Below are 21999 nucleotides of genomic sequence, written 5' to 3'. Positions count from 1 at the left end.
GCTTTAAAAAACTTAAAGGGGTGGATACAGTGAAGAAATTATGGCTCATTTTATTGTCTTTCGTAACAATTTTCGGTTTGGCAGCGTGCGGCGGCGGTACAGAAAGCGGCGGTGAGACCGGTTCAACGGACGAAGGGGGAGACGAGCAATTGACGATTGGCATCTCCCTCCCTTCAGCAACGCATGGATGGATGGGGGCTTTGATCGACAGCGCTGAAAAACAGGCGATGGCTTTAAAAGAAAGCGATGGCATTGACTACGTCATGACCAATGCGGCAGACCCGAACAAACAAGCAAACGATGTCGATGATTTAATCGCGCAGGGCGTTGATGTGATTGTCATGCTGCCGATTGAATCTGCAGCTTTGACCCCGGTCGGCCAAAAGATAAAAGATGCCGGCATTCCGCTCGTCATTGTGGACCGGGAACTTGAAAACGATGCGGCAACGGTTGTAGTAAAAGGGGACAATGAAGGAATCGGCGTCAATGCCGGCAAATACTTCGTGGAACAATTGGATGGCAAAGGGAAAATCGTTGAAATCACCGGTCCTCCAAGTTCGGTGACCGAACAGCGGGGCGCTGGCTTTAAAGAAGCTGTGGAAGCTGCACCAGGCATGGAAATCATTGCATCCCAAAGCGGCGACTTTTCTACTGAGAAGTCATTGGAAGTCATGCAGAACATTTTGCAGGCGAACCCTGAAATTGATGCCGTCTTCACGCAAGATGATGGCATGGCACTAGGTGTCTTGCAGGCTATCAAAGAAGCTGGCCGTACGGATATCCAATTTGTCACAGGTGCAGGCGGAGCTAAGGGTGTCTTTGAAGATATTCAAAACGACGGGCTGATGAAAGCGACGTTCCTTTACTCACCGACGATGGTAGAAGATGCGGTGACAATCGCGGCAGGCATCGCTCAGGGCGAAGATCCGGCTGAAGCGATGGTTGTAAAAGAAGCGACGCAAGTGACAAAAGAAAATGTGGAAGAATATTACGATCCAGAATCGAAATTCTAAACGGACTGCCAGGAAATGCAATGGAATAATTGCATTTCCTCAGACTGTCGAGAACCTTAGATGATTGTTTTGCATTTCGCTTCAGGCGGACGCGTTCCGCTTCATTCCAAGGTATTTCTTATTAGCGAGTTATTTCTTTTACTGAAGAACAAGAGAAATACACTTTTGCAGTTTCTTTCGTGTTCTCCAGATATGGAGCATAACAGCGTAGACGCCTGCGGGAAAGCGAGACAGCCGAGACCCCGCAAGGAGCGAAGCGACTGAGGAGGCTTGGCGCTCGCCCGCGGCAAGCGCAGCTGTTATGCGGAATATCGGCTCTATCAGAAAAAGGATTTACCTTTCTCGACAAACTCAGGAAATGCAATGGAACCATTGCATTTCCTCTTTTCCTATAGGGGGGTAAGACATGGCAATGCATCCTTTTGTGGCAATGAACGGAATCGAAAAATCGTTTAACGGCGTGCCGGTTTTGAAAAAGGTGACGCTGGAAGTGGAACGGGGCGAAATTCATGCTTTGCTTGGCGAAAACGGGGCAGGCAAATCGACACTGATGAATATTTTAGGCGGCGTCCACCAACCGGACAACGGGCAGATTTTGATCGACGGCGAGGAAATCAAACTGGCGAATCCGCATGTTTCGCAGGCACAAGGCATCAGCTTTATCCACCAGGAACTGAATATGGTCGGCGACCTAAGAGTCTATGAAAACATGTTTCTAGGTTCAGAAATTCGCACCAAATTCGGGTTTTTGAACGTGGAAGAAATGTGCCGCCAAACCCATGAAATTTTAGCGCAGCTTGGAGTTTCCATCGATCCGAAAGAATATGTGCGGAATCTTGCGACCTCCTACAAGCAATTGATCGAGATTTCAAAAGCATTGCTGCATAAATCACAATTGATCATTATGGATGAACCGACAACGTCGCTTGCAGAACATGAAGTGAGCCGGCTTTTTATCTTGATGAAAAACTTGAAAAAGTCCGGCGTTTCCATCATCTACATTTCCCATAAATTAAAGGAAATCCAGGAAGTTTGTGATCGCTACACCATTTTACGGGACGGCCAGCTGGTGAAAACGGATGTGATGCAAAACGAGAATCTGGAAGTGATCACCAAGCTGATGGTCGGGAAAGCCATTTCGCAGGATCGGTACGTGCATGAGCATGCGTTTGGCGAATTGGCGTTGGAAGTGGAAGGATTGACGAGCGCGGGTTTATTCAAAAACATCGATTTTACCGTCCAGCAAGGCCAAATCGTGGGCTTTACCGGGCTTGCGGGTGATGGCCGAACAGAGCTTTTTGAAAGTTTGTTCGGCTACCGGAAAAAATACACGGGCATTGTGAAAGTGAAAGGCAAGCTTGTGAAAATAACGCATCCCCGAAAAGCGCTGCAAGCGGGGATGGGCTATGTGCCGAAAGACCGCAAAGAAAATGCCATCATCAAAGACTTGAGTGTGATCCACAATATGACCCTGTCGTCGATGGGGAATTTTGAGCGGATGGGGTTTATTCAAGACAAAAAAGAGCAGCAGAAATTCAATACGTATAAAAAAGCATTGAATATCAAAGTGCACAATCCGCGCATCACCATCGATAAGCTAAGCGGCGGAAACCAGCAGAAAGTCATCATCGCGAAATGGCTGGAAGCGGAAACGGACATCCTGATTTTCGACAACCCGACACAAGGAATCGATGTGGGCGCGAAACAAGAAATTTATCAGCAGATCCTGACGCTCGCGAAGCTCGGCAAAGCCATCATTATCCTGTCATCTGAAGCCCCGGAAGTGATGCGGATCTGCCACAACATCTACGTCATGTACCACGGCGAAATCACTGCGCGGTTCACTGGTGACGAAGCGAGCGAAGAAGAAATCATGCATTATGCCACTGGAGCGAAAAGGGAGGGAGAGAAAATTGGCTAACATCGACACAAAAGAATACAGTCCGGAATCGCCAAGCGTGAAAAGCCGGCTGTCCTGGCTCTGGTCGGAATACAGTGTCATTATCGCATTCGTCATTATTTACATCGGCGCTTCCGCGATGAACCCCAGATTTCTTGATATCAATAACCAATTGAACATCTTGATGCAGGTCTCGATCATCGGCATTATCGCACTCGGCATGACAGTCGTCATGCTGTCAGGCGGCATCGATTTATCCGTAGGCTCTGTCTTGGCGCTTGCCGGCGTGATTTCCGTGCTGGCATTAAATGCGTCCGGCAGCATTTTAGTGGGAGTTTTCACGGCGCTGCTCGTCGGTTCATTTGCCGGATTCCTGAATGGCCTGATGGTCGCAAAAGGGCGGATCGCTTCATTTATCGCCACGCTTGGGATGATGGCAGGCGCGCGTTCAATCGCGCTTTATATCGCCGAAGGCGGCAGTGTCTCCGGTGAAGTCAGCGGTTTTACGGCAATCGCCAATAATAATTTATGGATTTTCGATTTTCCGGTCATCATTTTCTTCGTGATGGCGGTGCTGATTTATGTATTGATGCACAAAACCCGCTTCGGCAGGTACGTCTATGCCTTGGGGTCGAACGAAAAAGCAGCGATGCTGTCAGCAATCCGCGTGGACCGCATCAAAATCGGTGTATATACACTGATCGGTACGCTCGTCGGCATCGCGGCGGTCATTGAAACTTCGCGCCTGAATTCGATTTCTTCTTCCAGTTCAGGGTCGCAATACGAACTCGACGCCATTGCCGCCGTCATCATCGGCGGCACGCGGATGACCGGCGGACGCGGAAAAATAATCGGTACGATTTTCGGCATCCTGATTTTGGGTATCCTGAATAATATGATGAACCTGATGAACGTCTCTCCCCATCTTCAAGGGTTCGTTAAAGGGCTCATCATCATCATTGCAGTCGTGTTCCAAAAAAGAGAATAGGAGGAAATCCGATGGGCATCAAAGTAGGTATTATCGGGTGTGGGTCCATCACAAAAATGCGCCACGCACCGGAATATTCAGCGAATCCATATGTCGATGAAATCGTCTTTTACGACCGGAACCTCGACCGTTCCGAAGCGATGGCGGCGATGTTCGGCGGAATGGTCGCAGAAAGTGTCGATGAATTGTTTGCCGACCCCGACATCGTAGCCATCAGCGATTGTTCATCGAATGAGCATCATCATGTATTCTCCACCCAAGCGCTGTTGAGCGGAAAGCATGTGCTGTGCGAAAAACCGATTTCCCTGACGGTGGAATATGCCAAAGAAATTCTGGCGGCCCAGAAAACATCCGGCAAAAAACTGATGGTTGACCATAACCAGCGTTTTACGCGCGCCCATCAGAAAGCGAAGGAAATCATTGCCAGCGGTGAACTCGGCAAAGTGCTGACGTTCCGCACGGCATTCGGGCATTCAGGCCCGGAAGCCTGGGGCATCAATAAAACCAAGTCCACCTGGTTTTTCAAGAAAGAACGGTCCGGATTCGGCGTCGGCGGCGATCTCGGCATCCACAAAATCGATTTGCTGCATTACCTGCTCGACGATCAAATTGTCCAAGTCAGCGCGTTCCAAGGCGCGCTGCACAAGGTGGACGAGAACGGCGAAGCGATTGAAGTCTGCGACAATCTGGTGTGCAGCTTGGTGACAGAAAAAGGGTGCCTCGGAAATGCCGCTTTCTCCTGGACGTATTACGGAGAAGAAGACAACAGCACCGTGGTCTATTGCGAGAAAGGCATTATGAAAATTTACCACGACGAAGAATACCAGCTTCAAGTCATCATGCAATCCGGCGAAAAAATAAATTACCAGCTGGAAGCGATTCAAACAAACGACAACCAGACAAAAAGCGGAGTCATTGACGCTTTTATCGATTCCATCCGCTTGGATCAGGAGCCGATTGTCACTGGCGAAGATGCACTCCGGTCGCTGAAAGTCATTTTAGGCATCATGGAAGCTGCCGAAACAAAACAGGTCGTCACGATCGAAAAAGAATCGCTTCTTTATAAATGAACAAGACTCCGGCTGCCTGCTTTAGAAAAAACGGGCAGCCAGGGTTCTGTTTGTAGAAGGGTCTTTTGATTTCATGATTCTTCAATAATCGATCAAACGGCCATTGTCATTCCATTGGCCGTACATTTTGTTTTCTCTTGTATTTTTAATAAACTTATCCAGCCTTTTATTGAAAATAGCAGGGTCATTTCTAGAACTTTGAATGGTATCAATTCGGATCCTCCGGTACAGTTCAGGAAAGTTCAGGAAGTTCTCGTATACCTGGCTGTCTTCTTTCAGACGGGTTTCAATATCCTTGTCTATAATAAAAGATTCAGGCCGCATATCGGGGAGAATTTTCAACCCTTCCTCTTTCATCCTTCCCAAGTTAACTAATCTTCGTACCCGTTCCTTATTCAATTCTGTCCAATTGCTTGTTTTCTTTCGCGGAGAAAACCGTTGAGCCAATTCAGCAGCTGATATTTTCTTTGCTATGCCATCGATCCAACCAAAACACAAGGCCTCTTCCACTGCATCTAGATACTGAATGACACCTGATCGTTCAGGTACACTTACGATTACCCAACAACATTTTTCTGTTGTTGAATTTTCCTCAAGCCAATTTCTTAATTCTTGCCTTGTCTTAACTTTGAGCAGATTCTCAATTTCCAATGTGGATGCATCCTTTCAAATTAGTTTTGGCAGGAAGTTAGTGATAGTTACTAATAAAATATATTCTCTCAAACAGTTCAGTCAAATCGACTGAACTGTTTTATTACTAAATGACGGTAATCTAGTTCTGCAGAGCCTGATCATCATCCAAAAAAGCTTTTAACATGCAATCTTTAATTTCAGAACATTCTTATTTAATGCTATCATTTGAATAAGGAGTGATGATTTTGGAGTTGAAAGATGCTATTCATAGACATAGATCCATAAGAGAATATGAGGATTGGGAAATCAGTCCGGAACTGCTGGACGAAATATTAGAGGCGGGCATTCGTGCTTCTTCAAGCGGCAATATGCAAACTTATTCGATTGTTGTTACGCAAGACAAAAAACTTAAAGAAAAATTATACACAGCACACATGGAACAATCGATGGTAGTTGATGCTCCAGTGCTGGTCACATTCTGCGCTGATTTTAATAGAATGAGAAAATGGCTGGCTCTCAATGATGCGCCTGTCCATTTTGATAATTTCATGAGCCTGATGATAGGTGCCATTGATGCAACTTTAGTGGCGCAGAACTGTGCATTGGCAGCAGAGGATGCGGGACTGGGCATTTGTTATATGGGCTCAACGCTTGCGAATTGTGACCAAATTGGCGAACTCTTGAACTTGCCGGAAAATGTTGTGCCAATAGTAGGCTTTTCTTTAGGATATCCGGCAGAAAATCCTGCTCCGCGAGACCGGCTGCCAATGCATGGAATTGTTCACTACGATCAATACCGTGATTATTCGGAGGAAAAAATTCTGGAAATTTATAAAGAAAGAAATGAAAAGGGATGGGACCGCTATATGGAGGTTCCCAGGCTAAAGGAAATGACGGAACAGCTAGAATTAACGAACCTTGCGCAAATCTATTCAGTGGCCAAATATACGAAGGAACCTCATCTTGAATTTTCCCAAACGGTGCTGGACTACTTGGAAAAGCAAAATTTCATGAATAATAGATGAAATTTCCTTGATTCCTAAGAACGGAAAGACATGAATTTGAAGGAGTAAAATAGAAACTTCCTTTAAATCTAAAACGGAGAACCTTATTGCTGTTCAGTCTATATCTACTTTAGTATAATTCTAATGTAAGAATTATTGTATGCCGTTAACAATAGTTGGCCTCAATAATTATGGATTAGAGTTCACCATTTTCATTATCATTAGGAGGGTTTAAAAGATGGATAACAATGACCAAAAGCGTCACACAGCTGCATCAGATGCACAATGTCCGATAACGGGCGCAGGAGGCGGGCAGCCAACCAGCCAAACAGGTGGGCACAGAGATAGTGCCATTACAACTTCGAACAAACCAGGCAAAACCCAAAATAAAGACTGGTGGCCGAACATGCTGAACGTCAACATTCTGCATCAGCATGATAAAAAATCCAATCCTCTAGGAGAAGAGTTTGATTACAAAGCAGAATTCGAGAAATTGGATTATGATGCATTAAAGCAAGATCTTCACGCTTTGATGACCGACAGCCAAGACTGGTGGCCGGCTGACTATGGCCATTACGGTGGTTTATTTATCCGTATGTCATGGCACGCCGCAGGTACTTACCGTACATTGGATGGCCGTGGAGGCGGTTCTACCGGAAATCAGCGTTTTGCACCGCTTAACAGCTGGCCGGATAACGTAAACTTGGACAAGGCCCGTCGTTTGTTGTGGCCGATCAAGAAAAAATACGGAAACAAAATTTCCTGGGCTGATTTACTCGTCTTGACGGGCAACGTGGCACTTGAATCAATGGGCTTCAAAACGTTCGGATTCGGCGCAGGCCGTGAAGACATTTGGGCACCGGAAGAAGACGTTTATTGGGGCAATGAAAAAGAGTGGTTATCGGATAACCGTTATTCAGGAGACCGCGAATTAGAAGAACCTCTTGCTGCAGTTGTAATGGGCTTGATTTATGTGGATCCGCAAGGACCAAATGGCAAGCCTGATCCTCTTGCAAGTGCTTACGATATCCGTGAGACCTTTGGCCGCATGGGAATGAACGATGAAGAGACAGTTGCGTTAATCGCAGGTGGACATACATTCGGTAAAGCTCATGGAGCTGGAGATGCTTCTGAGGTAGGTGACGATCCGGAAGCAGCTGTTATGGAAAACTTGGGAATGGGCTGGAAGAGCACATACGGTTCAGGAAAAGGCCGCGATACGATTTCAAGCGGTATCGAAGGGGCTTGGACTGCCAACCCGACACAATGGGATAATGGCTATTACGAGCAATTGTTCGGCTACGAGTGGGAGTTAACGAAATCTCCTGCTGGTGCATACCAATGGACGGCAAAAGATTTGCCAGAAGATCATATGGCGCCTGACGCAGAAGATGCATCCATCAAAGTGAAAACAATGATGACAACGGCAGACATGGCGTTGCGCATGGACCCGGCATACGAAAAGATTTCCCGCCGTTACTATGAAAATTTGGAAGAATTCCAAGATGCCTTTGCTCGCGCATGGTTCAAGCTTCTCCACCGTGACATGGGGCCAACAGTGCGTTACTGGGGACCAGAAGTTCCAGAAGAAGTATTGATTTGGCAAGATCCAGTACCGGAAGCACCAGGTACATTAAAAGACAAAGAATTGGATGAGCTGAAAGTGAAGATCCTTGAAAGCGGACTAAACCCACAGCTATTGGTTAAAACAGCTTGGGCTTCTGCCAGCACGTACCGTGATTCAGACAAGCGCGGCGGCGCCAATGGAGCACGCATCCGATTCGCTCCTCAACGCGATTGGGAAGTAAATGAGCCAGAAGAATTGGCCAAAGTTCTTTCTTTCTACGAGCAGTTGAAAGCAGAAACCGACAACAAAATCAGCATCGCTGACTTGATCGTGCTTGGAGGAAACGCTGCAATTGAACAATCTATAAAAGCAGCTGGATATGATATCGCTGTGCCATTTACTCAAGGTCGCGGAGATGCACTCGAAGTACACACCGATGCAGAAAGCTTCAAAGTGTTGGAGCCGATTTCAGATGGTTTCAGAAATTACCAGAAGAAAGAATATGCAACAAGCCCAGAAGAAATGCTGCTTGATAAAGCGAGCTTGCTTGGCTTAACAGCTCCAGAAATGACTGTGTTAGTCGGCGGCATGCGCGCATTCGGTGCAAATTACCAAGGGGCTACAGAAGGAATCTTGACCGACAAAGTCGGCGTGTTAACAAACGATTTCTTCGTTAACTTGTTGGATATGAACATCGAATGGACGCCAGTCAAGTTCAATAAATACGAAGGCAAAAACCGTACGACGGGCGAAGTCGTACGCACAGCAACACGTTTTGACTTAGTATTCGGTTCGAATGCGATCCTTCGTGCAATTGCCGAAGTTTACGCACAAGACGACAGCAAAGAAAAATTTGTTCGCGATTTCATCAAAGCATGGAACAAAGTGATGAATGCCGATCGTTTTGATGTAACAAACTAATTAGAAAAAATCCTGGCCAGGAGCATCATGCTGGCCAGGATTTTTTTGCCGTAAGCCCTCTTTGAGACGAGGTGCTTACGGTTTTTTTATTTCTGATAGTTAAAGGAACGAGATATTTGTAAGCATGAGAATAGGATTTTCCTGTCAGCTGCTTTAAAATACACTCTCATTTAGCTTCACAAACCAAATCTCTTAAGCGAGAAGATGGAAATATCAAATTCGCTCCGGCCTGCTAAAGCCATTTGGCTTAACACTTCCCCCATCACACTGCCAAACTTGAAACCATGCCCAGAAAAGCCGCAGGCAAAAATTACGCGGTTATTTTCCGGATGAAAGTCGACGATAAAATCATTGTCGCTTGATAGTGTATACAAACAGGTTTTCCCTTGTTCAAGTTTCCCGTTTGCTTCAGGCAGGTAGCTTTCAAGAAAATGCCTCAAATCGCCTTCATCTGCATCGTATAATCCGAAATTCTGTTTTTGCAGATGCGGATCAATTGCTTGTCCTCCATCCGATCTACCGATTTTAAGCCCAGTGCCATTCAGGCTAGGAAAACCGTAAAACTTTTTATCATGGTCTTCTACGTAAAAGGAAGGGAAATGGGCCGCATCGTATAGGGAATGAGGGGCTTCGAACCAACCGACGGCTTTGCGTGTCGGCTGAATGGGCAGCTTTAAATCGGGCAGTAGTTTCGCAGCCCATGCCCCGGCAGTGACAATCACTTTCTTGGCAAGGAATTCCGCATTTCCGGTTGAAATTTTAACGCCTTTCGCATCATGTAAATCGATGTGCTGAACGGGTGTATTGGGCATAAAATGTGCTTCGTTCGCAAGCGCAATTTCTTTATACGCCCGAATCGCATTCTCGCTGTAAATGACACCGGATTCCGTTTCAAAGCAGCCGATAAAATGGTCCGGCACTGAAAAGCCGGGCCATCGCTCTATAATTTCAGTGCTGTTGAGAATCTCTAACGATAGGTCATACTTTCTGGCAGCTGCAATAGTTTCCTGTAGAAAAGGGGATTCCTTCGGGCCAAGGCCAATCACTCCGGTTTTTTCAAAAATCTTGGTGCCGGTCTGCCGCTCTAATTCCTCCCATAGCTGCTGGGCACGCAGCACTAACGCAACGTATTGTCGGCCTTCGCCATAAGCATGCCGGATCAAGCGGGTATCCCCGTGGTGGCTGCCATTAAGGTGAGGCGGGTCGAAGGCATCGATCAATAGCGTTTTTGCGCCTTGCTGTGCTAAAAAGGCGCCGGCCGCCATGCCCATGGTTCCGGCGCCGATGATGGCGACATCGTAAAGAGATTCGTTTGTCATTTTTATATCACTCCCATACTTGCTGAATTTGAAACGTTTTAAAGAAGGCAGGCTGGCCTGTAAAATAAATGGATATGAATTATTATTAGAATAGTAGTGAAGATTTGAATCATTGTCAATCAGCCATTGTACGCCCAGCAATCATAAATTTCGGATTTCCACAAAAATGATTTGTGTAAATTCAAAATAAAAGAAAAATAGGTTTGACAGGAGAGTCAATGTCAAATACTATCGTTAATATGTAAAAAAATTAAATAACTTATCAAGAGAGACTGAGGGACAGGCCCTGTGAAGTCCAGCAACCATCATTTTTATGAGAGGTGCTAATTCCTGCAGAATGGTTTTCATTCTGAGAGATAAGAAATTGGTCGAGCCTCTTTCCTATTGAAAGAGGCTTTTTTGCATCAAAAAACAGGGAGATTTCCCGCGTGCTTCGCAAAGATAACACCACTTAGACAAAGAAAAGGGGCTTGAACATGAAAAGAAAACATTATTTATTCGTATCGCTTTTTTTATTAGTAGGCAGCGCACTCGGCGGCTGTTCGTCAAAGGAAGCGACAAGCGCAACGGGCGACCAAGTGATTTTGGTAGGGACGCAGAATGATTATCCACCGTTCGCTTTTGCGGATGATAACAACGAATTGACCGGGTACGACATCGAAGTTGTAAAAGCGATTGATGAACAATTGGATGGCTACGCATTCGAGTTTGTCGCCGTTCCGTGGGACAGCATGTTTCTTGCTTTGGAATCCAATAAAATCCAGGCAATAGCGGACCAAGTAGCGAAGACGCCTGAACGCCAGGCAAAATACTTATTCACCGACGAGTCTTATTTTGCCGCTGAAACGGTCATTGCCGTGAAATCAGGAAGAGAAGATATCCAAACAGTCGAAGATCTGGAAGGCAAGGCGGTCGGCGCATTAGCGGGCGATTCATATACGCTTTTGCTGGAGGAATACAACGAAACGGCGAAAACCCCTATCGACTTGAAATACAGCGAAAGCGGCAACCCTTCAGAAATTTTGCAGGATGTCCAAAATGGGCGTGTGGATGCCTATGTTAATGATCCGATTATGATCAATGCGGTGTTGGAAAAGAACGATTTAGGCGTCGAAATTGTGGGCCAGCCCTTGGTCAATGATGATATGGGAATTGTCTTGAAAAATGGCGAGCAAGGCGAAGAGTTGAAAGCATTGGTTGATCCGATTCTGGAACAGCTTAAACAGGACGGCACCTTAGCAGAACTATCGAAAAAGTGGACTGGCGGAGAATATATTCCTGAATAAAAGTTCCTGGAAGGAAAGAGAAAATGGAGAATTTACTGGATCTGAATTTTTTAATCGATAGTTTTCCTGCGATTGTTTCACGGCTGCCCATTACGATCGGAATAGCGGTCGGCTCATTGGTATTAAGTTTGTTTATCGGCGTTTTTACGGCATTGATTAAAATATATAAGGTTCCGGTATTAAGTGTAATTTCATCGATATACGTATCTTTTATAAGGGGAACGCCTTTGCTGGTTCAAATCTATCTCGTGTTTTATGGAATACCGAAGATCATTTACTTTCTGCAGATCGAATACGGTTGGCTGCAATCCGCAGACGTCAATAGCATTGCGCCTGAAGTATATGCGTTAATGGCATTTTCCATCAACCTCGGCGCGTATTTATCCGAAACGATCCGTTCCGCAATTGAATCGGTGGACCGCGGCCAATTTGAAGCCGCGAAAGCGATCGGCATGAGCCCGACGGCTATGATGCTGAAAATCATCTTTCCGCAGGCTTTGGCCGTAGCCATACCGAACCTCGGCAATATGTTCATCAGTACGATCAAAGACACATCTCTTGTGTTCATCATCGGCGTCGTGGACATTATGGGGCAAGCCAAAATTCTTGGTTCGCGCGGCTTGGCATTTTTTGAAGTATATATTGCGGTATCCATTGTCTATTGGATTCTTTGCATTATCGTGGAGCGGGTGCTAGTGAAAATAGAGAAGCGGGCGCGCAGATATGAAAGAGGGATTGCGGCATGATCAAGTTAGAAAACATCCACAAATACTATGACAGCCAACACGTCCTGAAAGGAATCAACCTAAAGGTCTCTAAAGGTGAGATTGTATCGATTTTGGGTCCAAGCGGATCAGGAAAATCGACGCTGCTGCGCTGCATCAATTTCCTGGAACAGCCGACGAGCGGAATCGTGGAAATCGGCGGCAAAAGAGTGGACGTTGAATCTGCAAGCAAGGCAGATATTTTCGCGTTAAGGACGTCGACCGGTATGGTCTTTCAACAATATAATTTATTTAAAAATTTGACCGTGCTGGATAATGTGATGATCGGCTTGACGAGCGTCAAGCAATTGAAGAAAGACGAAGCAAAAAAGAAGAGTCTGGACATCTTGGAACGTGTGGGATTGACGAATCGGCTCAGCTATTACCCGGCACAATTATCCGGCGGCCAGCAGCAGCGGGTCGGCATTGCCCGTGCGCTTGCGCTGAATCCGGAAGTTTTATTGTTCGATGAACCGACGTCTTCACTTGACCCAGAGCTGGTTGATGAAGTTTTGGCCACGATTAGAAGCGTAGCAGCTACTGGGAAGACGATGTTTATCGTGACCCATGAGCTCCAGTTCGCCCGTGAAATCTCGGACCGCGTCATTTTCATGGAAGACGGCGTGATTGTCGAAGAAGGAACAGCAGAACAGCTTTTCACTCAGCCGAAAGCGGAAAGAACAAAGCAGTTTTTAAGTAAAGCAAGCCGAAATAAGTAGAGATGATAAACGAACCTGGACATAGGAAGGATGTTTTGAAATGAACCCGATCGAACAAATTTTGAAAAGCTTTCCAATTGTCATTCTTGACGGCGCAATGGCGACAGAGCTTGAGAATTACGGCTGTAACTTAAATGATCGTTTATGGTCAGCGAAAGTTTTGATGGAAAATCCGGAATTGATAAAGAAGGTCCACCTCGATTATTTCCAAGCCGGCGCAGATTGCGCGATTACGGCCAGTTACCAGGCAACGATCGAAGGCTATAAAGAAAAAGGGCTGACAGCGGACGAGGCAGCGGACTTGATCAAAAAGTCGGTTGGACTGGCACAAGAGGCGCGCGATGAATTTTGGGCGGAGCTGGACGATCAGTCGAACCGGCCGAAACCGCTGGTGGCCGCTTCCGTGGGTCCGTATGGTGCATTTCTTTCGGATGGCTCTGAATACCGCGGCGATTACGGTGTGGGCAAGGAGGAGCTGAAGGATTTTCACAGAAGCCGCATGAAGCTGCTGGCAGAAGCAGGCGCTGACCTATTGGCGTGTGAGACAATCCCTTCTTTGCTGGAGGCGGAAGCGATTGTGGAAGTGCTGAAGGAATTTCCGGGAGTGTACGCGTGGATCTCTTTCAGCGCGAAAGATGCTTTCCACATTAGCAACGGAGAAACGGCTGCTGAATGCGCCAAGTACCTGGATGGCCAGGAGCAGGTAGCGGCAATCGGCATTAATTGCACCGCGCCAGCTTTTATCGAATCACTGATAGGGGAAATCGCGGAGCAGACCGCAAAGCCGATTATCGTTTATCCGAATTCCGGTGAAGCGTACGACGTTGCGAGCAAGACGTGGGACGGAAAGGCGCTTGAAGAGCGCTACAGCTCCCTTAGCCAAAGATGGCATAAAGCCGGGGCGACAGTAATCGGCGGCTGTTGCAGGACCTCTCCGCAAGATATCGAAGGCATTGCCGCGTGGGTGCGCAATTCCTAAAGCTGCAAATAAAAAGGAAGGCTTTTATGCGGCGCATAAGAACCTTCCTTTTTTATCGGTATCAGCGGTGCTGGTCGAGCAGGATTGGGTTGCCGTCCGGATCTTCGACAGTGAAGCTCGCAGGGCCTTCGCTCGTTTCATCCGCTTCGCTGAGAAATTTTACGCCGCCGGCTTTCAGTGTTTTCTGGAGCTCGCGAATATCCGCAAACTCCCCCAGGTTTTGCGCATTTTCATCCCAACCCGGATTGAATGTCAGGATGTTCTTTTCGAACATGCCCTGAAATAGGCCGATAATCGTCGTGCCGTTTTTCATAATGAGCCAATTTTGCTCGATATCGCCGGCGAACGTTTCAAACCCCAGCTTTTCGTAAAAATCTTTCGAGGCGTGGATGTCGCTGACGTTTAGACTGACTGAAAAAGCGCCCAATTGCATGTTGTTGCCTCCGTTTCACTTTTTAATAGTAGGCATTCGCCTTCCGCTCTAATCAAGAATCCACATTATTTAGTCCAGTGCTGATTCAGCTGGATTCTTCTTCGCAGACAGGGAAGCAAGCACAGATTCATCGAATCCTTTTACGATGAGCCATACTGCTAAAATCATTTCCGTGGCTGCTACCGGCAGCGCCAAAATGCCCCCCCAGAAAGATACTTGTTCAATTACTCCGAACATGACTAACAAAGCACATATAAAAACGAATATAGCACCTGTTATTCCTAAAATAGATATAAACCTGGGTACGAGCCTGGTTCTATAAAAAATATAGCTGTACATAATCGTGTTAATCCCTAGAAAGAAAAGTGGTCCAAGCATAAATGTCCAATCATGGATAGCAATCAATGAAGTTCCGGCAGCTTCAAAAGAGGCAGTATCCGGAGAGCCTGCTGCTGCAAATTCCCGGCTTAAGGTTAGTAAAGATAGTACACTGATTACACCAATAGTAATGACAACCGCTTCAAGAAACCGAAAGCAAACATGCCAAAGAGCAATTGTTTCGTTGTACTTTCTTAAAATTGGAAACATGGTCGTCGCTGTGCCGACCGCTGATATGACGAGAACCAATTCCATAAGCGCTCCAAATATGATTTGGTTGTCGTGTTCGGCACCTTCAACCAGGTAATTGGGTACGTTTAGGATAGGAGCGTATAAAAGGACACCGGCAACCGCTGAAACTGCTGCCAGTAGAAATAGCACACCCACAATTTTTGCCGCTCTTTTGTTAGAATTCATTTCCTGCCTCCTTTTTTAAAACCTCATAAAAAATAAAGCAAAACAATCGGTGTTCTTAGCGCCCCATCCCTGTAAAATATCTCTGGCTGCGGCAAGTTAAAGATCCGAGCAATGCGAAAAGCCAGTTCTAGAGATGACAGAAGTTTCTCTTTTGAGGCTCTATTCAACAGCATAGCTGGAAGTTCCTGCTAAATTCAGATAAAAAACTTCTCTTCTCTAAAAGTTTCTGGGTTGAAGGGAATTATGCCTTGCAAGCTTCTTCCTAGCCTTGGTTTTTGTTTGTTATTAGGCCATTGCAAAAGGGCTTTCCGCTTTATAACGCGCTTTAAATAGTTTATAATTGGGAGTTGGTAGCAGATATTTAATGTAAATAGCCAATATGGATTATGATAAACTTATAAAAAAGGCAGAAGAGCTGTACAGCCGGACTAGGCATGCATCTTGATCTGCAAATATACGGGATAAGGAAGGGTATAATGAGCAACCGACATGAAAAAACAGATGTTATCTTAATTGGTGCGGGAGTCATGAGCGCAACTTTGGGCGCAATGCTTAAAGAAGTAGCACCGGAATGGGAAATCAAAGTGTTTGAGAAGCTCGAAAAAGCGGGAGCGGAAAGCTCCAATGAGTGGAATAATGCCGGTACGGGGCATGCGGCACTGTGCGAGCTTAACTATACACCCGAAAAACCGGATGGCTCTGTAGAAATCAGCAAAGCGATCAATATCAACGAACAATTTCAGCTGTCCAGACAGTTCTGGTCTTTCCTGGTGAACAATAAGCGGATCAGCAATCCGCAGGACTTCATCATGCCGATTCCGCATATGAGCATGGTGCAGGGCGAAAAAGACGTGAATTTTTTGGAGAAGCGTTTTGAAGCGCTATCTAAGAATCCGCTGTTCAAAGGCATGGAATACTCTGCTGACCCTGAAAAGCTGAAGCAATGGATGCCGTTGATCATGGAAGGGCGCACGTCGAACGAACCGATTGCGGCAACCAAAATCGACTCCGGCACAGACGTCAATTTCGGCGCGTTGACGGAAATGTTGTTTGACCACCTGCAACAGAAAAATGTCGAGATCAATTACAAGCACAGCGTCAAAGACATCAAACGCACGAGCGAAGGCCTTTGGGAAGTCAAGGTCCAGAACCTCGCCGACAATAAAATCGAGTACCACACTGCGAAATTCATCTTTATCGGTGGCGGCGGCGGAAGTTTACCATTGCTGCAAAAAACCGGTATTCCGGAATCCCGCCATATCGGCGGATTCCCAGTGAGCGGAATGTTCCTGGTCTGCACGAATCCGGAAATCGTCGAACAGCATCACGCGAAAGTCTACGGCAAAGCGAAAGTCGGCGCACCGCCGATGTCCGTGCCGCATTTGGACACACGCTTTATCGATAACAAAAAATCCTTGCTGTTTGGGCCATTTGCTGGCTTCTCGCCGAAGTTCCTAAAAACAGGTTCGAACATGGACTTAATCGGATCGGTTAAACCGAACAACGTCTTCACGATGCTTGCTGCTGGGGCGAAAGAGATGTCATTGACGAAATACCTTGTTCAGCAAGTTATGCTGTCGAACGAAAAGCGCGTTGAAGAACTGCGTGAATTCATCCCGACTGCGAAGCTTGAGGACTGGGATGTCGTAGTGGCTGGCCAACGCGTTCAGGTCATTAAAGATACGGAAGCAGGCGGCAAAGGCACCTTGCAATTCGGCACCGAAATCGTCAGTAGCGCTGACGGTTCGATCGCTGCGTTGCTGGGAGCTTCTCCAGGCGCTTCGACTGCCGTTCACGCAATGCTTGAGATCTTCGACAAATGCTTCCCTGAGCACAAGCAGGAATGGGAACCGAAGATCAAAGAAATGATTCCTTCATACGGTACAGCGCTTGCTGAAAACCCAGCGCTGTTCGAAGAAATCCATGCGGCTACAGCGAAATCGCTGGGCTTGAACGAAACAAACGTGACCGCATCTCCAGTTTCCGGTGCACAAGCGGCATTGGTTAATGAAAAAGCTTAAGAATTTCTCTAGACAAAGAAAAGAACCTCTAAGCCGCTCGCGGCTCGGAGGTTCTTTTGCTGTTTCCGGCAAAATGCCGGCAAGGGTGATTCGGATTTTATTTGAAGAACGGCGTTTTTTTCAATGCGATCGCCACAGGTATTGCGACTAAAAGACCGACGACATTTTGTACGATATTGCCCGGAATCGACGCTGCCGGCACCACGAAGTTGCCGTAAATGATCGCTTCGCCGACGTAGTAGATGGCCAGCATGAATGGGATGGAGACGATTGCCGCCAGAATGTTGTAGCCGACGCTGTTTCCGTCGCGGCCTTTCGACCAGGCGATTTTTCCGACCAGATAGCCTTGTAAGCCGCGTGCAAGGATGGTAATTGGCGCCCATAACGTCCAGCCAGATACCAAATCGAATAACCCCATGCCGACTGCGCCTGCGATTGCCGCTTTTTTAGGGCCGAAAACGATGGCGATGATAAAGAGCATCGCAGTTCCAAGGTGGACCAAGCCGCCATTTGCCGTGATTGGCAATTTGATGTTCAATAATAATGTGGCAACAAAGACGAGTGCGATGGACATCGACGTCAAAATAAGATTGAATGTGCGCTTATTGGAATAAGACGCTGCAGGAGCTGTTTTTTGCATAGCCATAACCTTCCTTTTCTTAAAAGGCCGGGGAACCGCGTGAGACGGGCTGTTCCGCTGCTTTTTGTTTTAAATTTACTGATAACACTAGCAGAGGACTGGCGTAGTGGAAAGTATCAATTTGGGATAATGTTTAGGGGTCAGTTTTATCTAAAAGGATAGAAGCATGAAATGCCAGGCTGGAAGAGGCGAAATTTATTGACACATTCGCTGCCATGCCTTATTGTTAAAGACGCGATGAGCTCGTTTACGTAAGACGGACAAATACTCCTTTTAGGAACACGTTGTGAACCGTGATTTGGACGCCGTAAAGCAGCACCTTACCTCCGGGTAGGGTGCTTTTTCTATTTCATATGATAAAAAAAGCCGGAAACTGCAGCGATTTTACTGCGGTTCCTGGCTTTATTGTGCTTTCAGTTTTATTTTGTTGACCGAAACCGGATGCAGGCGTAGAAATTTGATTTTGATTAGCTGACTTTTCTAGCAGTTACTAGCAAAAAGGGATAAAATAGCAGAAAGGCATGGAAACGAATTATGCCAGTGATGGGAGACCACATGTATGTTAGCGGAACAAACCCGATATTCCAGACTTGCCAATATAACGAAGATCATCAATACGAAGCTGGAACTGCGTGAGGTGCTGCAGCATGTCACACAGGCGATTTCAGAAGAGATTGTGCAATGCAGTTCAGTGGGAGTTTTCATGGCCCAAGATGACGGTACCTTCCGAGCAGTTGCGGGAAAACCGGATGTCATTAACGGGCAAAAGCTTGAAACGCAGGTGATCGACCCGGCTACAGACCTGTTGGCCAAGCAAGTGATTGAAACGCGGAAAACAATCTACATTCCTGATACCTTAAAAGACAAGCGGCCAGACCGCACGCCGGTCGAAGCTTTTGAAGTGAAATCGCTGCTGGCGCTGCCAATTTGCTTTGAGCAGGAATTGTTTGGTTTGGTTTTCTTATTCGATTTTGGAAAGCCGATGTATTTAACGGAATCGGAAATTCAAAGCGTGGAAGCTTACGTCAATATGGCGGCAGTCGCCATCCAGAATGCGAAAACGTTCAAACAAAAAGAAGAGCTGATCACTGAAAATCAACTGCTGCTCAATGTGACGCGTGAGCTGTCGATGTGCTCATCGATCCAGCAATGCTTGGATAAATGTTTCTACTATTTGGCGAAAATCTTAGGCAGCGAAAAAATTATTGCCCATCTATTGGAGCCGGTGGAGAAAAAGACGGTCGGCCTTACCAAGATGAATAAAAACTGCGCTTGGACAGAAGCAGAGTGGAGCAGGAAGCTTGCAGGCGCAGACCCTTCCCGGAGCTACGGGGAGTTGGCGGAGGAAGCGATTGCTTCAAAAAACGTCATGCTCATTCCGGGTGAAAGCCAGGCAGGGCTGCTGATGATTCCGCTTGTATCCATGGGAGAAGTGTTAGGGGTTATTGCAGTGGCCGAAGTGGACGTTGCGGGCTCCGAAGATTCCCAGGTTAAGATGGCGCAGTCGATTGTTGACACGACGGCTCCGACGTTCTCGAATTTATTGCATATGGACCAGCTTGAGAACATGGTCGAAGAGCGGACGAGTGAGCTTGCGGCTGCCAACGAAAAAGTGGCGAGCGTCATTGAAAGCATCACAGACGGCTTTTTCGCGTTGAACAAGGATTGGGAGTATATTTATATCAATAAACACCAATTCCTGCCGCATAACAAAACGGCGGAAGAAGTAATAGGCAAGAATATGTGGGAAGTATTCCCGAGCGCTGCCAAAACAGCGATGTATGAAGAATTCCACCGCGCCATGAATGACCGGGTGTCAGTGCATTTTGAAATCGATTCGTTGGAGGGTTATTGTTTTGAGGCAGTGGCGTATCCTTACGATGAAGGCATTTGCTGCATGTTGAAGGATGTCACGGAAAAAAGGAAGTATGAGAAGGAATTGAAGCGGCTTGCCAATTTGGATCTGATCGGCCAGATGGCAGCGGGCATCAGCCACGAGGTCCGCAATCCGATGACGACCGTTCGGGGCTTTCTTCAATTGTTGCAGCAGGAAGATGGGCTGCAGGAGCACGCAGGGCATTTCAACCTGATGATCGAGGAATTGGATCGCGCCAATGCCATTATTACAGAATTCCTGTCAGTGGGAAATACGCGGACATCCGATTTGCAGATGTCGAACCTGAATGCGATCATCGAAGGCATTTCCCCGTTGATCAAAATTGATACATCCAACCAAGACAAAGAAATTGAAATTGAAACCGAAGAAATCCCTGAACTGCTGCTGAACCATAACGAAATCCGACAATTGATCATCAATATTTACCGTAACGGCCTTGAAGCGATGGAGGCGGGAGGGCTGCTGTACATCAGCACCTATTACAGGGCGGACGAAAACTGTGTCGTGCTTGCTATACAAGACCAAGGAGAAGGAATCCTGCCGGAGGTAATGGAGAAAATCGGAACGCCGTTCTTCACGACGAAAGACAATGGGACGGGCCTGGGGATGGGCATCTGCTACGCCATCGCCGCCCGCCACAATGCCAAAATCGAAATCAAGACGGGTCCGAAAGGCACAACCTTCTTCACCAAATTCTTTTTATAGAAAAGTAAGGCACGGTAAAGTCAGCCATCGCCACCGCCACCGCCACCGCCGCCATCACTTCCGCAGTCTGAAGAAGAGGATTCGCCGCTGTAATAATGGGTGGAGTTTCCTGAACTATTGTCCGGATGATCGAACCGGTGGGGAGAATGATTGATTTTATTTTTTCGCCAATCGAGCAATGCTGCAAAACCGATAATCGAGACGAGCGATACGAAGAACCACATCATGAAAATCACTCCTTCATCAATTTGTAAGGATTGGAAAATGGCCTTTCGGTTTTATTTACGGCTGGGCATCGCTGAGGTTTCAGTTTATTGCAAAAAAAGAACGGCGTTATCTGCAGAAAAGGAGATTGTATATGAGATTTGGCATTATCGGAACGAATTGGATTACCGACCGGATGATTAAAGCGGCAAAAGATTTGCCGGAGTTCAGCATCGGCGCCATCTATTCCAGAACGGAAGAGACAGGCAGAGCATTTGCTGAAAAATATGGCGTGAAATATGTTTACACGGATTTGGCTGAGATGTTCGAGAGCGGAACAATCGATGCGGTCTATATCGCTTCCCCTAACGCGTTTCACGTGGAACAAAGTGTTCTTGCAATGAAACACGGCATTCACGTGCTTTGTGAAAAGCCTGCTGCCACATCTGCTGAGGAATTCGACCGCATCATTGAAGCCTCACAACAGTATGGAACAACGTTTATGGAAGCGATGAAGTCAACCGTGACACCGACTTTCCTCAATGTGAAAAAGAACCTGGACAAAATCGGACCGCTGCGCCGTTTTGTTTTCCATTACAACCAGTATTCGTCGCGCTACGACAAATACAAAGAAGGCATTATCGAAAACGCTTTTATACCGGAACTTGGCAATGGCGCCAAAACCGACCTGGGCGTTTATTGCATCGCGCCGATTGTCCACCTTGCCGGCGAGCCGCAGGCAGTTTTGAAAAATACGCACCTGTTATCGACCGGAGCCGAAGGGCAGGGGAGCATGATCCTCAATTACGACGGTTTTGAAGCAGTGGCGATGTATTCGAAAATATCGGACTCGTACATGCCAAGCGAAATCCAGGGCGAACTCGGCGTCATCGAAATCGACCGCATCAGCGACCCGAAGATTGCAACGATTAAATACCGCGACGGCAGCACTGAAGACTTGTCTGTGGAACACAGCTTTGACACGATGTATTACGAACTAAAGGAATTCATCGACTGTGCGAACGGCCAGAAACTGGAATCTCCAGTCAATACCCATGAAATATCCCGGATCACTGTCAAAATCCTGGCACTCTGAATAAAATGAAAAAAGCCAATGCGGCTGCGGAGTTAACTCGCAGCT

General features: G+C 46.7%; 19 protein-coding genes and 1 riboswitch. Of the genes, 13 read left to right on the top strand and 6 right to left on the bottom strand.

The features are described 5' to 3' along the window. Nucleotides 1-29 precede the first annotated feature (29 nt). From AC4EHB_RS10735 to AC4EHB_RS10720, 4 genes are all read left to right on the top strand, one after another. On the top strand, nt 30-1013 hold the full coding sequence (locus AC4EHB_RS10735; RefSeq protein WP_490981454.1) for a substrate-binding domain-containing protein: 984 nt from the start codon (nt 30-32) through the stop codon (nt 1011-1013). A gap of 406 nt (nt 1014-1419) precedes the next feature. Next, a complete protein-coding gene (locus AC4EHB_RS10730; RefSeq protein WP_490981453.1) occupies nt 1420-2934 on the top strand; it encodes a sugar ABC transporter ATP-binding protein in 1515 nt (504 codons plus the stop codon). Beyond that, nucleotides 2927-3901, top strand: a complete 975-nt coding sequence (locus AC4EHB_RS10725; protein ID WP_490975546.1) for an ABC transporter permease — start codon at nt 2927-2929, stop codon at nt 3899-3901. Before AC4EHB_RS10730 ends, AC4EHB_RS10725 begins: the two co-directional genes overlap by 8 nt. Before the next feature lie 11 nt (nt 3902-3912). Continuing rightward, the gene (locus AC4EHB_RS10720) at nt 3913-4971 is read left to right on the top strand and encodes a Gfo/Idh/MocA family protein (RefSeq protein WP_490981452.1); all 1059 of its coding nucleotides are present in this window, start codon (nt 3913-3915) and stop codon (nt 4969-4971) included. Nucleotides 4972-5052: 81 nt separating this feature from the next. Here the strand turns inward: AC4EHB_RS10720 and AC4EHB_RS10715 are convergent, their stop codons facing one another. Then, on the bottom strand, nt 5053-5622 hold the full coding sequence (locus AC4EHB_RS10715; protein ID WP_490981451.1) for a YdeI/OmpD-associated family protein: 570 nt from the start codon (nt 5620-5622) through the stop codon (nt 5053-5055). A gap of 227 nt (nt 5623-5849) precedes the next feature. Here AC4EHB_RS10715 and AC4EHB_RS10710 point away from each other — a divergent pair, with 227 nt between their 5' ends. Together AC4EHB_RS10710 and katG are read left to right on the top strand one after the other, a co-directional pair. Next, nucleotides 5850-6629, top strand: coding sequence for a nitroreductase family protein (locus AC4EHB_RS10710; RefSeq protein ID WP_490981450.1), 780 nt, complete (start codon nt 5850-5852; stop codon nt 6627-6629). A gap of 217 nt (nt 6630-6846) precedes the next feature. Continuing rightward, on the top strand, nt 6847-9096 hold the full coding sequence (gene katG, locus AC4EHB_RS10705) for a catalase/peroxidase HPI (RefSeq protein WP_490975542.1): 2250 nt from the start codon (nt 6847-6849) through the stop codon (nt 9094-9096). 176 nt (nt 9097-9272) lie between these two features. Here katG and solA read toward each other — a convergent pair whose 3' ends face one another. Then, nucleotides 9273-10415 carry an N-methyl-L-tryptophan oxidase gene (gene solA, locus AC4EHB_RS10700; RefSeq protein ID WP_490981449.1) on the bottom strand — a complete coding sequence of 381 codons (1143 nt, stop codon included), beginning with the start codon at nt 10413-10415 and terminating at the stop codon, nt 9273-9275. A gap of 256 nt (nt 10416-10671) precedes the next feature. Then, nucleotides 10672-10778: riboswitch (SAM riboswitch) on the top strand. 113 nt (nt 10779-10891) lie between these two features. Here solA and AC4EHB_RS10695 point away from each other — a divergent pair. From AC4EHB_RS10695 to mmuM, 4 genes are read left to right on the top strand one after another with little or no spacing between them, the layout of a single operon-like run. Further along, complete coding sequence (locus AC4EHB_RS10695; RefSeq protein WP_490981448.1) at nt 10892-11701, top strand: transporter substrate-binding domain-containing protein; 810 nt, start codon at nt 10892-10894, stop codon at nt 11699-11701. 23 nt (nt 11702-11724) lie between these two features. Continuing rightward, a complete protein-coding gene (locus AC4EHB_RS10690; protein ID WP_490975539.1) occupies nt 11725-12447 on the top strand; it encodes an amino acid ABC transporter permease in 723 nt (240 codons plus the stop codon). Continuing rightward, nucleotides 12444-13184 (top strand): amino acid ABC transporter ATP-binding protein, encoded by a 741-nt coding sequence (locus tag AC4EHB_RS10685; RefSeq protein WP_490975538.1) that lies wholly within the window; start codon nt 12444-12446, stop codon nt 13182-13184. The genes AC4EHB_RS10690 and AC4EHB_RS10685 overlap by 4 nt, the downstream gene beginning before the upstream one ends. A gap of 40 nt (nt 13185-13224) precedes the next feature. Next, entirely contained in the window at nt 13225-14163 is a 939-nt protein-coding gene (gene mmuM, locus AC4EHB_RS10680; protein WP_490981447.1) for a homocysteine S-methyltransferase, read from the top strand. 61 nt (nt 14164-14224) lie between these two features. Here mmuM and AC4EHB_RS10675 read toward each other — a convergent pair whose 3' ends face one another. Both AC4EHB_RS10675 and AC4EHB_RS10670 read right to left on the bottom strand, forming a co-directional pair. After that, nucleotides 14225-14596: a VOC family protein gene (locus AC4EHB_RS10675; protein WP_490975536.1), complete on the bottom strand. Its 372-nt coding sequence runs from the start codon at nt 14594-14596 to the stop codon at nt 14225-14227. 69 nt (nt 14597-14665) lie between these two features. Next, nucleotides 14666-15391: a DUF4386 domain-containing protein gene (locus AC4EHB_RS10670; protein WP_490981446.1), complete on the bottom strand. Its 726-nt coding sequence runs from the start codon at nt 15389-15391 to the stop codon at nt 14666-14668. A gap of 476 nt (nt 15392-15867) precedes the next feature. Between AC4EHB_RS10670 and AC4EHB_RS10665 the strand changes: the two genes are divergently transcribed. Next, the gene (locus AC4EHB_RS10665) at nt 15868-17412 is read left to right on the top strand and encodes a malate:quinone oxidoreductase (protein WP_490981445.1); all 1545 of its coding nucleotides are present in this window, start codon (nt 15868-15870) and stop codon (nt 17410-17412) included. Nucleotides 17413-17509: 97 nt separating this feature from the next. Here AC4EHB_RS10665 and AC4EHB_RS10660 read toward each other — a convergent pair whose 3' ends face one another. Further along, the gene (locus AC4EHB_RS10660) at nt 17510-18052 is read right to left on the bottom strand and encodes an ECF transporter S component (protein ID WP_490975533.1); all 543 of its coding nucleotides are present in this window, start codon (nt 18050-18052) and stop codon (nt 17510-17512) included. A gap of 559 nt (nt 18053-18611) precedes the next feature. Here AC4EHB_RS10660 and AC4EHB_RS10655 point away from each other — a divergent pair. Further along, nucleotides 18612-20654 (top strand): GAF domain-containing protein, encoded by a 2043-nt coding sequence (locus AC4EHB_RS10655; protein WP_490981444.1) that lies wholly within the window; start codon nt 18612-18614, stop codon nt 20652-20654. Nucleotides 20655-20674: 20 nt separating this feature from the next. Here the strand turns inward: AC4EHB_RS10655 and AC4EHB_RS10650 are convergent, their stop codons facing one another. After that, nucleotides 20675-20881, bottom strand: a complete 207-nt coding sequence (locus AC4EHB_RS10650; RefSeq protein WP_490981443.1) for a hypothetical protein — start codon at nt 20879-20881, stop codon at nt 20675-20677. Between the two features lie 131 nt (nt 20882-21012). Here AC4EHB_RS10650 and AC4EHB_RS10645 point away from each other — a divergent pair, with 131 nt between their 5' ends. After that, nucleotides 21013-21954: a Gfo/Idh/MocA family protein gene (locus tag AC4EHB_RS10645; protein WP_490981442.1), complete on the top strand. Its 942-nt coding sequence runs from the start codon at nt 21013-21015 to the stop codon at nt 21952-21954. Nucleotides 21955-21999: the final 45 nt, after the last annotated feature.

The sequence above is a fragment of the Planococcus sp. TJ-302 genome, assembly GCF_058268455.1.
The sequence above is the reverse complement of the archived record's forward strand: the minus strand, read 5'-3'. Positions and strand labels throughout refer to the sequence as shown.

What these genes read in the sequence shown, in the direction of transcription:
- AC4EHB_RS10730 (WP_490981453.1), top strand. Translation starts at nt 1,420, where the DNA reads ATGGCAATGCATCCTTTTGTGGCAATGAACGGAATCGAAAAATCGTTT.
- AC4EHB_RS10720 (WP_490981452.1), top strand. Translation starts at nt 3,913, where the DNA reads ATGGGCATCAAAGTAGGTATTATCGGGTGTGGGTCCATCACAAAAATG.
- katG (WP_490975542.1), top strand. Translation starts at nt 6,847, where the DNA reads ATGGATAACAATGACCAAAAGCGTCACACAGCTGCATCAGATGCACAA.
- solA (WP_490981449.1), bottom strand. Translation starts at nt 10,415, where the DNA reads ATGACAAACGAATCTCTTTACGATGTCGCCATCATCGGCGCCGGAACC.
- AC4EHB_RS10695 (WP_490981448.1), top strand. Translation starts at nt 10,892, where the DNA reads ATGAAAAGAAAACATTATTTATTCGTATCGCTTTTTTTATTAGTAGGC.
- AC4EHB_RS10690 (WP_490975539.1), top strand. Translation starts at nt 11,725, where the DNA reads ATGGAGAATTTACTGGATCTGAATTTTTTAATCGATAGTTTTCCTGCG.
- AC4EHB_RS10685 (WP_490975538.1), top strand. Translation starts at nt 12,444, where the DNA reads ATGATCAAGTTAGAAAACATCCACAAATACTATGACAGCCAACACGTC.
- mmuM (WP_490981447.1), top strand. Translation starts at nt 13,225, where the DNA reads ATGAACCCGATCGAACAAATTTTGAAAAGCTTTCCAATTGTCATTCTT.
- AC4EHB_RS10675 (WP_490975536.1), bottom strand. Translation starts at nt 14,596, where the DNA reads ATGCAATTGGGCGCTTTTTCAGTCAGTCTAAACGTCAGCGACATCCAC.
- AC4EHB_RS10670 (WP_490981446.1), bottom strand. Translation starts at nt 15,391, where the DNA reads ATGAATTCTAACAAAAGAGCGGCAAAAATTGTGGGTGTGCTATTTCTA.
- AC4EHB_RS10665 (WP_490981445.1), top strand. Translation starts at nt 15,868, where the DNA reads ATGAGCAACCGACATGAAAAAACAGATGTTATCTTAATTGGTGCGGGA.
- AC4EHB_RS10660 (WP_490975533.1), bottom strand. Translation starts at nt 18,052, where the DNA reads ATGCAAAAAACAGCTCCTGCAGCGTCTTATTCCAATAAGCGCACATTC.
- AC4EHB_RS10655 (WP_490981444.1), top strand. Translation starts at nt 18,612, where the DNA reads ATGTTAGCGGAACAAACCCGATATTCCAGACTTGCCAATATAACGAAG.
- AC4EHB_RS10650 (WP_490981443.1), bottom strand. Translation starts at nt 20,881, where the DNA reads ATGATGTGGTTCTTCGTATCGCTCGTCTCGATTATCGGTTTTGCAGCA.
- AC4EHB_RS10645 (WP_490981442.1), top strand. Translation starts at nt 21,013, where the DNA reads ATGAGATTTGGCATTATCGGAACGAATTGGATTACCGACCGGATGATT.